The organism is Thermanaeromonas sp. C210, assembly GCF_013167955.1.
Lineage (GTDB): Bacteria > Bacillota > DSM-521 > Neomoorellales > Neomoorellaceae > UBA12545.
Genome location: NZ_BLWF01000004.1, coordinates 1 through 11,710, shown reverse-complemented (window position 1 = coordinate 11,710; position 11,710 = coordinate 1). Strand labels below are relative to the sequence as shown.

Genomic DNA, 11,710 nt, shown 5'->3' with positions numbered 1-11,710 from the left:
CTCGATCGGTACCCGTAAGGTTATTGCTTTGTCGCGGCCCTCGCCTACGTGCATTGGGCGGGCGGCGAAGGTGGGCAGATGCCGGGAACTACCACGCAGGGAGCCGGGACGCAGAAACCGTAGCTAGGCACCAGGAGCTGTACCGTAAGGACGGTTTTCACTACCAAGCATACCTCAAAGTCGCAGGTGACGGTAACCTGATCCGCGGCCACGGCGGAAATTACGCAGTTGCAGAAGAGAAGGGTGCTCTCCGAGCAGTCTACATTAACCCCTTCGGGAGCGCACAAAGTTACGATTTTACTAAAGGTAAAAACGCGGTCAACGGTTTCCGCCGGGGCATTGGGATTGGCCAGAGTAAGGGGAACCGAGACGACCAGGGTCAAGGTGGCAAAACCGTCCTGGCCCGGAGTAGAGTTGACCACCGAGCAAGAAATGCTCTGGCCTGCCGTGAGGGCGCAAGGAACAGCCTGCCCTACGGTAAAGGTGCCGGTAGGCCATTCGTTACCTGCTCCGGTACTCACTACTGTATCACGGCTGCGGTTTTCCACCTGGAAGCAGCTGTCGTAAACCTTATCCACCACAATGCATTCAATCCGCGTCGGGGGCGGGCAACCCTCCGGCGGGCACGGGCCGGGCTGAATTTGTTGCTGCTGGATTACGGCCTCTTCCGACATAGAGGGATAACCTCCTTTAATAACAGGGAATTCTATCTACTGCCTGATATATCATATTTTGCCGGCCCGGCTATTGTTACCAAAAGGAGGCCCTTTTCGGGCTACAAAAAAAAGGGTTCCGCCCTTTCAAGTAGACAGAACCCTCTTTTCTTTCTCTGGCTGCGGGACCTGGATTCGAACCAGGACAACATGATCCAGAAGCACCATCTGTTTGTTTACAGTTGTCTAAACCGTTATTTTTCAAGGACTTCATCGTCTATCTGGTGTATCGAGTCCATAGTTTTCTATCTCCATTGCTGTCAAAATGGCTGTCAACCCCTGTCGTTCACAATTTCACCATTACTATTTCCTATAACGTGGAATGGTCTCCACGTCCCGGTGCTCATTGCGAACCAGATCAATATACGGGTAACGGGCAACTTTGACGCGGATCTCTTTCTGCGGAGTACCCGGTGTTCCCCAGATCAATGTGAGTTCCTTCCCTACCTCTGCATATTGGCGATCGATAAACCCGAGAGATATCATTCTGTTGTAATAGTAGCTACAGATACGGCCAGTGCTGATCCCCACCTTCTTGCCATTCGCCATTACCCAGTCAGCACGATATATGAATACCCCTCCAGCGGTGTTATCGAGATAGTACTGATCCAGCGGCTCGGCATCTATTCTTTCGCAAGGTTCTACTTCCCGGCCCCGAAATTGAGTAGCATAGACAGCAGCGATATCATCTGCGTTCCATTCCAGGGTTACCACGGTTCGCGGAGGATTTTGAGCGATTTTCTCCAGTGCCTTTCTTCCCGGAAATTCATGATTGAACTTTACCAGGTGTCCCCAGCCAACATCGTATGGAGTAACGAAACGGACATCAAGATCGTCTCCAACACTTCCCATCAGCCGACGGTTCATGTTGTACCAGGCCAAATCAGGACGGCCTTTCAGATAAGCAGACAGACCTCCGTCGACCGCGTACCGCCCCTCGTCGGATTCAAACCAGGGCAGCGGATAGTGAATATGGATATTAGGAAACCCTCCCTCGGTGTGGCTCATACAATAGGCGCGGAAACCAAGCTTCTTGGCGCCAAACGACTTGCCTGCCTCCCAAATCCTCTGATAGACTTCATCGAAATCTTCTATAGGCCCGTGAACTTCATAGGCCAGGTTACCAGTCATGCCAAGCCTAATTATCCGTATGTCCTTGTTACCCATCTTTGCCATGCGGTGAGTCGCAAATTTAATATCATGCAGGTCGCACTCACAGGCTTTTTCAAGTATTTCCAAGGACTTTTCCCCAGCAATCTGGATGAAGTATTCCTTCCCAGTAATGTCCTCCCCTACCACATCCATACCGCTCGTCTTAACTAGATAATCAATGGGCGGGTTCAGCCAGTAGGTGCGGAAAGTATCCTCTGCAATTTTAATCACCACACCATCTGTCAGAATCTGCCCTTTTTCATTGCAAATCACTGCATGCCGGATCCCTTTATCACCAAGATTGCTAAAATCGTTAACACAGATGGAGTTCAAAAATTTCACTACATCTGGACCTTTCACGTCATAAACCGGGGATAGCATGAGGCTCAGCCCGAACCAGGCGGTTGTTTTTGAAGCCAGAATCTCATCTTTGTACCCAGTATATTCATAAGGAACAAGAACCCCAGGCCGTATAGCAAATAACAAAGTAGCACCTTCATACACCGGACTGTTCGGCGAATACATAAATACCATCTCCTTTTAACACAAGATAGGCCTTTTCACAGATTAAACGCAGAAGGCAATTTGTCGGGCTTTTCGCAAACGCCCAGAAGTTTATACACACTACCCTTGGACAGCCTGTTGACCCCTGACATTACTACCCGGTTTAGAGCCACCTGGGTTATCCGGTTTACGTTACGACCAAAATCGCTTCGTATCCTCTGCACATAAGCGAGTCCAGCGAAAAACAGAGATGTCTCCCCACCTCCTCTCCTCCCGGTTTACTTGCGGTTGGACTATATCACGTCCACATTCTCCCGTCCTGCTATTATTTATAACATTCCTCTTAGTTCTAAATCTTCAGCACCAAAATCAAAACTTCTGGTTCATTTTTCGTCATTTTTGCACAAGGTATGGTATAATCAGTGGAGGAATATAACAGACGCGGAGGAGGCAAGAGATAATGAACCTCAATATGCATATCATCCTTGACGAGTTGAAGCCCTTTAACCCCAGAGCAAAACTCGATGAGTCCATAGAGCTCCACCTGAAACAGGCGAGAATCGTTAAAGAGCTTCCCCGCCTTCCTTCCAAAGACTATCTTTACGTCTTGGAGGCAGAAACTCTGGCTAGCGGGGTGGACACACTCGCGGCAGCAGATTTATGCGTTGTCTGCGTTGGTCCCTTGGACGACAGACTTTCCCAACAGCTCCCCTGCAACCTTATCAATATAGACACCTCACTTGATGTTCTGGAAGTCTTCCATATGCTCCAGGATATCTTCGAAAAATACTCCACCTGGAACAGGCGTATGATTGACGCTATAATACAGAATGAGCCCTTGCAGACAATATTTGATATCGGCGCCACAGCTTTGGAAAATCATCGCCCTGTTCGATGCCTCCCTTGCGCTTATTATGACCGCAGGAAAGCTTCCGGAGAACTACCAGGGTACCATCTGGGAAGAGGTAATACGGTACGGGTATTCCCCTGTGGAAAGCTTGTCTTTTCCGGAGCGGAAAAAGATGAGCGAATGGGTCCGCACCAGGAAGAAACCGTTTTTTTATAAAAGTAACTCCTCGGACAGATATACTCAGATGATAGCCGGTCTCAGCATTAACGGAAAACACTTCGGCACCTTTGGTCTCATCGACATCAACAAACCTTTTACCCTGGGCCAGCTATCCCTTGTCTATCACCTGAAAAACGTGATGGAGCTAGCCATCTCCAAGAACCGGGAGCTCACGGACATAACAGAAGAACCCTTCTACTTCATCGAGAGGTTGCTGAACGGATTCGAAGTGGAAAAGAAAGTAGTGGAGTATCATCTAAGAAAGAGAAAGTGGGGTCTTGAGGACGGCTTCTACCTCCTCAATTTTTCATCTCCCGAACAGAGCTTGGACGAGGTATTGTTTAAGACGTACATATACCGTATAAAGAAACTTATTGGAAGAGCCATTATATTTACGTACGAAAATTCAATTATTGCCGTCCTCCGCGAAAACGACTACTCACTTGATGATTCGGCCTTCTTGAAGGAGCTAGATGAACTACTTTCACGGATCGGCATCAAATGCGGAATCAGCCTGAAGTTCTATAACTTTCTCAACCTCAAGTACCCTTACATCCAGAGCAAAATAGCCCTGACGGAAGGGACTAAAAAGGATCCCCACAGGTGGAGGTATTATTTTCGGGATTACTACATAGACCATATCCTAAGATCTCTGGATAAGTCCACCAGCCTGAAAAGCCTCTGCCATCCTCTAGTACTGAAACTCAAAGAATACGACGAAAAAAACAATACCGAATACGTCCGGTGTTTGTATACCTACCTTCAAAACGGCCTTAATATCTCGCAGACCGCCAAGAAGCTTTTCATTCATAGAAATACCTTGACCTACAGGCTAAGCCGGATATTCGAGATCCTGGGAACAGATTCCCTCCGAGAAGAAGAACTTTTTCTATTCTTTTTCTCCTGCTTAATAGCAGAATACTTCTCGTAAACGCAAAATAGCTTAATTCCTTTCCTTTGACAATACCAGGCAGACCTTCTCTTCTTCCAGTACCACGTAGGCTTAGGCCACGCCTTTGAGGGAGAATTCCAATGCCCGGGCTCCACGAAGACTACCTCTAAGCGGGTGGCCTTTGTACGGGTTTTCTTTGAGGTTTAGGATCTCTTTGGTAGCCCTTTGCGTCAAGTCCCGCAACCTCAGAAGGTCTTTTTCTGCGTTCCTGGTCAGGCGCTTACCTGCCGTATCTTATTCTCACAGGTGACACCGCCAAACCTCTTCTTCAGGTATCAAAGAATAGCATCCTGCTTTGCTTCTATTATGCCTTCCGCCTTCGCGCCCGCCACCATGGAGGCCCTGTCTCGGACGGCCTTTTCCGCTGCGGCGCTCCAGCTCGGCCTTCCTAAAGACATCCTCAACGGTCAGGGCTTTTTCAGCTGCCTGGTTTTTCTCAGCAGCCAACTTTACCCCCCTTTTCGCAGGACAGTCGTTGGCGTATAAACAAACGGGGAACGGCCCGGATAAGAACCAGCCGCCCATGGAGGCCTGCCCGGTCTTTGCTCTATGCTCCGATTTCCTCTAGCCATTACCGGCCAAAAGGAAAACGGCCCGCAGGTGGGACCGCCAGGACTGCCTGAGATTATCCGATCATGCTGTTACCCCTCGACAAAATTATCTTACTTGGTAGGCTTTGCTCCGATGGACGACTTCGGAAATATGTACTTCCCTCTTGTCGAACCGATACCGGAAAGTTACCCTCCAATCACCTACCCGAAGTCTAAAAACATCTCTTTGCCCCTCTAACTTCACGACATCTCCTTCAGGCGGGAAACTCCGCAGGCTTCTCTCGATTGCCGACTTGATCCTCACCTGTGTTTCCCGCTCAAGCTTTTTCATCTGCCTTATGGCCTTGGGGGAGAAAATAATCTCAAATACCAAGTTCCTTCCAGACATCTTCAGCCTTCACGCCTTTACCCGCTTCGATTTCGGCAAATCCTGCTTCGATCTCCTCAGCTTCTTCCGGAGTAATCCGCTCTGTCGGCCAGGCCATGGACTCCAGGATGACTAGGAGCGCCTGTACCTGTTCATCGGTTAACCGGTCGATGAGAACCTTGGCATAGTCGCGCGGTTCGCATGGCAAAGCCATTACATTCACCCCCTAGACCATTATACCTGCTTACTGTCGATTTTACCACCTCGTTATTGTTTTTACTGAACAGGATCAGTTAAGCGACCCCCCCAGTCGGTTTCACCTGCTTCCAGCCGGCGGACCAGCCCCTACAGGGCTTCGGTGTGCCCGGACAGCTCCTCCCACAGGATCACATCACGCCCTTCCAAGCGGGGTGCTCGGGCACGTCGCCCCTCCTGATTTTTTCTTCCAGCTCCAGGTATCCCGAAGCGCCGTACTTCTCCTTTAGAGATTTGATGAGGCTGTTGTTCTCCTCGACCTTGGAGAGCAGGAACTTCTTTACACCCTCTCTGAAGATGATCTCCCCCGGTATGCCGAGGACGTCTTCGGCCTCTTTGATTATCCGATCCAGCACGTCAACGATCACCCCACGAGTATTATACCCCAGAAATTCACTTGTTTTCCAGTTTTGTGTACCTTGGTTGGGCGTGTAAAATCCTATCTCAAAACTCTCCTTCTTTCTCGATCAGAACCCTGAAAAACAAGAAAGCCGGGGATGTCTCTCCGGCCAGGTGGAATTCGTCCAGGACAATAACCGGAGTGATACCCCGCACCTGCTTTAAGTATTAAAGGAAGTAGTCCACATCGGAACGTAAACGAGGCGACGGAGCTGCCCCCATGAGGAAAAAGGAAGCGGCCCCGTTCAGCGTCAAGGAGGTGAGGAGGTTTCTGGAGGCCGCCGCAGTCGAGTGTTTTTTCCCTGTAGGGGTCAAATAGGGGTCAAACGAGGTAAATTTTAAAGCCTCCCAATTTCGGGAGGCCTTGATTTTCCTTGGCTGCGGGACCTGGATTCGAACCAGGGCAACATGATCCAGAGTCATGTGTGCTACCGCTACACCATCCCGCAGCGTTCAGCAATAATTATGATAGCACGGGCCGCCTCATTCGTCAAGGGCCATTTAAACTTCCGCCTTCAGCGGCCCCTTCTATATTTTCTTGTATCCACGCAATGGCCTGCTCCAGCCGGGCAACCACCCTCTCCTTCCCCAGGAGCTCTAATATCTCAAAGAGGCCGGGTCCCATGGTTCGGCCGGATACGGCCAGCCGCGTGGGATGGATGAGCTGGCCGGCGGGGATATTCAGCTCGGCGGCCAGGTCCCGGTAGGCCTTCTCTGTGGTTTCCATGTCAAAGGTTTCCAGCTTCTGAAGCCGCTCCTTGGCCTGCCGCAACAAATCTGCCACACCGGGCCGGGCGAAGAACTTGCGTACACCCTTCTCTTCGTATTCCGTCACCTTGGCAAAGAAATAGCTGGCCGCCTCGGCTACTTCGGCCAGGGTTTTTACCCGGTCCCGGACGGCTTCTACCACGGCCCGCACGTAGGGATAATCTTCCTCGGGTAAGGGATCGGGCAGCAGGCCCTGGGCCTGGAGAAAAGGCAGGGCCATTGTGGTAATCCTGTCTAGATCGCTTTCCCTCAGATAGTGACCGTTCATCCACGTAAGCTTCTTAGTATCATAGATGGCCGCATTCTTTGACACCTTTTCCAGGGAGAACTGGCTTATTATGGCCTCCAGGGGCAGGATTTCTTCTTCCCCCTCGGGCGACCAGCCCAGTAGGGCCAGATAGTTGATGATGGCCTCCGGCAGGTAGCCCGCTTCGCGGTATTCCTCCACCGACGTGGCACCGTGTCTCTTGCTTAATTTGCTGCGGTCCGGCGCCAGGATCATGGGCACGTGGGCAAAAACGGGCAGCTCATACCCAAGGGCCTGGAAGACTAAGATCTGCTTGGGTGTGTTGGACAGGTGCTCCTCCGCCCGGATAACATGGGTAATCCCCATCTCGTGATCGTCTATCACGGTGGCAAAATTATAAGTGGGCATGCCGTTGGACTTGACAATTATAAAATCATCAATGGTAGCATTGTCAAAGGCCACCTCGCCCCGGATAACATCGGACACTACCGTAGTCCCGGTGTCGGGCACCGCCAGCCGTATGGTGGGCCGCCGGCCCTCGGCTTCCAACCTGGAGCGCTCATCGGGGGTAAGATACCGGCACCGGCGGTCGTACATGGGGGCCAACCCCTTGGCCTGGGCCTCGCGCCGGCGCTCGGCCAGCTCTTCCGGCGTACAGTAGCACAGATATGCTTTGTCCTCCACCAACAGCTTTTCTGCCGCCCGGCGGTACAGCTCCAGGCGTTCTGATTCCAAATAGGGACCTTCATCCCAATTCAAGCCCAGCCATTCCAGGGAACGCAGGATAGACCGGTAGGATTCCTCCGACGAACGTTCCAGGTCCGTGTCGTCGATGCGCAAAACAAAGGAGCCTTTATGGCGCCGGGCAAAAAGCCAATTAAAAAGAGCCGTGCGGGCTCCCCCTATGTGTAGACTCCCTGTGGGACTCGGTGCAAACCGAACGCGAACGGACAACGTGTCTCACTCCTCGTCTATCAGTTCTCGGTACAGGTCTATCAGCCGGCGGGCCATGGCGGACGAAGACAACCTGTAAGCGTTTTCCGCAGCCCTCGTCCCCATCCGGCGGCGCAAATCCCTGTTAAGAATTATTTCCTTCAGGATGGCGATGAACTCCTCCTCATCCGGCGGCACCAAAAAGCCGTCCACCCCGTGTTTCACCATTTCTTTCACCCCGTAAGCGGCTACGGCCACCACCGGTAGCCCGGCAGCCTTGGCCTCGGCGATAACCAGGCCCTGGGTTTCGGTCAGAGAGGCAAAAACGAACACATCGGCTCCCCGGTAAACCTTCGGCATGTCCTCGAAAGGGAAAGCACCCAGGAAATGGACCGCCTCCAACACCCCCAGGCGCCGGGCCTCCTCCCTCAGGTGCCCTTCCAGGGGGCCGCTGCCTACCAGGACCAGGTGGGTAAAGGGGGCTTCCCGCCGCAGGCGGGCAAAACACCGCAAAAGAAAATCCAGGTTTTTCTCCTTGCCGAGGCGGCCCACATGGAGAAGAACAACGTCTTCCTCCCCCAGCCCGGTCTTCCGCCGCAGCCAGCCGGGGTCGCCCCTTTGATACTCTTCTACCACAATCCCCGTGGGCAGGGCTTCAATCCTCGCCTTAACACCGTTCTCCCTCAGAAAGGAGGCTACTTCCGTCGTAGGAGCTATGACCAGGTTACAGCGGTTGCAAAAGTTTACGGCATACCAGCGGACAACCTTCGCGGCTAATCCGGGCGCCAGGGGAAAGTAATGGGCGTATTTATCGTAAAGGGTATGATAAGTAAATACCAGGGGCACGTCCAGATGCCGCGCCGCCCTCGCCCCGAGCCTGCCTACCATGAAAGGCGAATGGACGTGGATTACATCCGGCTGAAGCCTCGTAAGTAGTTTCCCCAGCCGGGGGGCCCAGGGAATGGCCAGGGCAAATTCTTTAAAATTGGGGGCCCGCACGGAAGGGAAGCGATAGATGTTCTCTTCCGGTCCGGAAGCACCATAACTCGGAGCAAAAATAAACACCTCGTGTCCCGCCCGCCTCAACTCCCGCGTGAAGGTCTCGATGGAGCGAACGACGCCGCTGCGGTAAGGAAGGTAGCTATCGGAAAAAAATGCTATCCGCAAGGCAGCTGTCCTCCACCTACCCGCATTTGCTGAAGCCGCAGCTGCAAGTAACGCACCCTTCCTGGTGACGGAGGCGCGAGCCGCATTCAGGACAAATACCCTGCCTTATCAATTCATCTTCACTGGGCCGCTCGTTGTCCTGCCGGCAACCCTCCAGGGTGGCGCTGATTTCTTCCCAGGCCGCCGCCAAATTGGCTTCCAGATTGGTGCCGAACTCCTGCCAGTTCTTGAGCTCCCGGGCCAATACCCGGCCGATGATGTCCGGGCAGGACTTGCCTATAATCCCCTTGTCCGTGGCACGGCGCCGCAGGAAATTAGGACAGCTCACCGAGGTCAGCTGGTCGATGATGGCTTCCGGGGCAATATTGGCCCTCAGGGCCAGGGAAATGAGCCGGCTAACACCCTCGGTAAACCCGCTGCAGCCCCCCGAGGAACCGGTGGTGATAAAGGTTTCGATCAGGCCCTCCTGGTCGTAGTTGACGGTAATATACATCTTTCCGCAGCCGGTCTTAACCTGCTCCGTCACTCCAATGGTTCGCTTGGGGCGGGGACGGGGATACGTCTTATCCCTGCTACGGTCCCCTTCCCTGCGGTCTTTGGCCCGGGCTCCGGTCACCAGGACCTCCTGTTCGCGGCTCCCCGAGCGGTAAACCGTAACGCCCTTACACCCCAGCTGGTAGGCCAGCTCGTAAGCCCGGCGCACGTCCTCTTTAGTGGCCGTGGGAGGAAAGTTGACGGTCTTAGAGACGGCATTGTCAGTAAATTTCTGGAAGGCGGCCTGCATGCGGATGTGCCACTCGGGGCTGATCTCCAGGGCCGTCACGAAGACCCGCCGCATATCGGCGGGTATCTCGGCAATATCCTTCACGGAACCGGTGGCTGCCACCTGCCGGATGATTTCCCGGCCTATCTCCGGCGAAAAGTTAGTGCGGATGTATTCTTCGAAAACCGGATTGACCTCTATGAGGCTCTCACCGTCCAGGACGTTCTTGGTGTAGGCCAGGGCAAAGACCGGCTCTATGCCGGACGTGGTACCCGCGATCATACTTATGGTTCCCGTGGGGGCGATGGTGGTACACGTGGCATTGCGGCGTTTGGTGCCGCGGTAAATGCTCCTTTCGATATTGGGGAAGCTGCCCCGCTCCTCCGCCAAGCTCTGGGAAGCCTTCGCGGCCTCCCCCTGGATGAAGGACATGACCTTTTCGCCCAGATTTACGGCTTCTTCCGAGTCATAGGGGATGCGTAGCTTAAAGAGCATGTCGGCCCAACCCATGACCCCCAGGCCGATTTTGCGGTTGCCCCGCACCATGGCGGTGATCTTCTCAATGGGGAACCGGTTTATTTCTATTACATTGTCCAGAAAACGTACCGACCAGTAAACCGTTCTGGCGAGCTTGTCCCAGAGGATCTCACCATTCTCCACCATGTGGGAAAGGTTGATGGAGCCTAAATTACATGCTTCGTAGGGCAGCAGGGGCTGCTCGCCGCAGGGGTTGGTGGCCTCGATTTCCCCCAGCTCGGGAGTAGGGTTGCCTTCATTCAACCGGTCCAGGAATACGATGCCCGGCTCCCCGTTGGCCCAGGCATGGCTAACGATCTTGTCGAAAACATCGCGGGCCTTAAGTTTTTCGTACACCTTATCCCCGAACTTTAATTCATAGTAATCGTCGCGGGCCACTGCTTCCATAAATTCTTTGGTCAATCCCACGGAGATATTGAAATTGGTTAATTCCTTATTGTCCTCCTTGCAGGAAATGAATTCCACAATATCCGGGTGGTCCACCCTCAAGATACCCATATTGGCCCCCCGGCGGGTGCCGCCCTGCTTGATGGCTTCCGTAGCCGCGTTAAACACCTTCATAAAAGATACAGGCCCCGAAGCCAACCCTCCGGTGGAACGCACGGGACTATTCTTAGGACGGAGGCGGGAAAAAGAGAAGCCCGTCCCGCCGCCACTCTTGTGGATAAGGGCCGCATCCTTAAGCGCGGTAAAAATCTCTTCCATGCTATCTTCCACCGGCAGGACGAAGCAGGCCGATAGCTGTCCCAGGGGGCGACCTGCATTCATAAGGGTGGGGCTGTTGGGCAGGAAGTCTAAACTCACCATAAGATCATAGAACTTCCGGACGTATTCTTCCAGCTCCTCGGGCGAAAGCTGGGGCGCAAACTCTTTTTCCGCTTCGGCTACCGCCCGGGCCACGCGCAGGAACATTTCCTCCGGCGTCTCGACAGGCACGCCGTTTTCCTTGCGCAAATATCTCTTTTCTAGAATGAGGCGCGCATTTTCTGTTAACTTCATTATTCTTCCTCCAAAATATTTCCATGTTATCTACAGATTTATCCACAATATCCACTGCATGGATATCATGGCAAAGGAAGGTAGACCTTGAAGCAGCTTCCTTCACCCACCCGGCTGGTAACCTCTATTTTCCCACCGTGGCCTTCGACCATTCGCCGGCTTAAGGTAAGCCCCAGGCCGGTGCCGTGTTCCTTGGTGGTATAAAAGGCTTCAAAGATCTTTTCCAATTTGTCCGGGGGTATACCCGGGCCGTTATCCTCCACGCCAATGACCACCATCCCTTGCATCCTTTCATGACGGGTCCATACCTTTATGTAGCCCCTAGGCCCGGCGG

General features: G+C 53.1%; 11 protein-coding genes and 1 tRNA gene. 2 read left to right on the top strand and 10 right to left on the bottom strand.

The genetic code is table 11. The annotated features are described in order from the left end of the window. Positions 1-44: 44 nt before the first annotated feature. On the bottom strand, positions 45-674 hold the full coding sequence (locus TAMC210_RS10345; protein ID WP_173298747.1) for a hypothetical protein: 630 nt from the start codon (positions 672-674) through the stop codon (positions 45-47). Between the two features lie 342 nt (positions 675-1,016). Beyond that, complete coding sequence (locus TAMC210_RS10340) at positions 1,017-2,390, bottom strand: hypothetical protein (RefSeq protein WP_217267357.1); 1,374 nt, start codon at positions 2,388-2,390, stop codon at positions 1,017-1,019. A gap of 439 nt (positions 2,391-2,829) precedes the next feature. Here TAMC210_RS10340 and TAMC210_RS10335 point away from each other — a divergent pair, with 439 nt between their 5' ends. Both TAMC210_RS10335 and TAMC210_RS10330 read left to right on the top strand, forming a co-directional pair. After that, positions 2,830-3,435, top strand: coding sequence for a hypothetical protein (locus TAMC210_RS10335; protein ID WP_173298745.1), 606 nt, complete (start codon positions 2,830-2,832; stop codon positions 3,433-3,435). Beyond that, positions 3,392-4,369, top strand: coding sequence for a PucR family transcriptional regulator (locus TAMC210_RS10330; RefSeq protein WP_173298744.1), 978 nt, complete (start codon positions 3,392-3,394; stop codon positions 4,367-4,369). The genes TAMC210_RS10335 and TAMC210_RS10330 overlap by 44 nt, the downstream gene beginning before the upstream one ends. Positions 4,370-5,047: 678 nt before the next feature. Here the strand turns inward: TAMC210_RS10330 and TAMC210_RS10325 are convergent. The 8 genes from TAMC210_RS10325 to TAMC210_RS10290 form a co-directional block, all read right to left on the bottom strand. Continuing rightward, on the bottom strand, positions 5,048-5,329 hold the full coding sequence (locus TAMC210_RS10325) for a type II toxin-antitoxin system RelE family toxin (RefSeq protein ID WP_173298743.1): 282 nt from the start codon (positions 5,327-5,329) through the stop codon (positions 5,048-5,050). Next, on the bottom strand, positions 5,304-5,522 hold the full coding sequence (locus TAMC210_RS10320; RefSeq protein ID WP_173298742.1) for a hypothetical protein: 219 nt from the start codon (positions 5,520-5,522) through the stop codon (positions 5,304-5,306). The genes TAMC210_RS10325 and TAMC210_RS10320 overlap by 26 nt, the downstream gene beginning before the upstream one ends. Positions 5,523-5,694: 172 nt before the next feature. Beyond that, on the bottom strand, positions 5,695-5,919 hold the full coding sequence (locus TAMC210_RS10315) for a hypothetical protein (protein ID WP_173298741.1): 225 nt from the start codon (positions 5,917-5,919) through the stop codon (positions 5,695-5,697). A 418-nt stretch (positions 5,920-6,337) separates the two neighbouring features. Then, positions 6,338-6,411: transfer RNA gene (locus tag TAMC210_RS10310), tRNA-Gln, on the bottom strand. Between the two features lie 41 nt (positions 6,412-6,452). Continuing rightward, complete coding sequence (gltX, locus tag TAMC210_RS10305; RefSeq protein ID WP_173298740.1) at positions 6,453-7,931, bottom strand: glutamate--tRNA ligase; 1,479 nt, start codon at positions 7,929-7,931, stop codon at positions 6,453-6,455. Positions 7,932-7,937: 6 nt separating this feature from the next. Further along, entirely contained in the window at positions 7,938-9,077 is a 1,140-nt protein-coding gene (locus TAMC210_RS10300; protein WP_173298739.1) for a glycosyltransferase family 4 protein, read from the bottom strand. Positions 9,078-9,093: 16 nt separating this feature from the next. Further along, the gene (locus TAMC210_RS10295) at positions 9,094-11,376 is read right to left on the bottom strand and encodes a vitamin B12-dependent ribonucleotide reductase (RefSeq protein WP_173298738.1); all 2,283 of its coding nucleotides are present in this window, start codon (positions 11,374-11,376) and stop codon (positions 9,094-9,096) included. Between the two features lie 65 nt (positions 11,377-11,441). Next, positions 11,442-11,710 (bottom strand): ATP-binding protein (locus TAMC210_RS10290; RefSeq protein WP_173298737.1); only part of this gene is annotated, 269 nt, incomplete at its 5' end.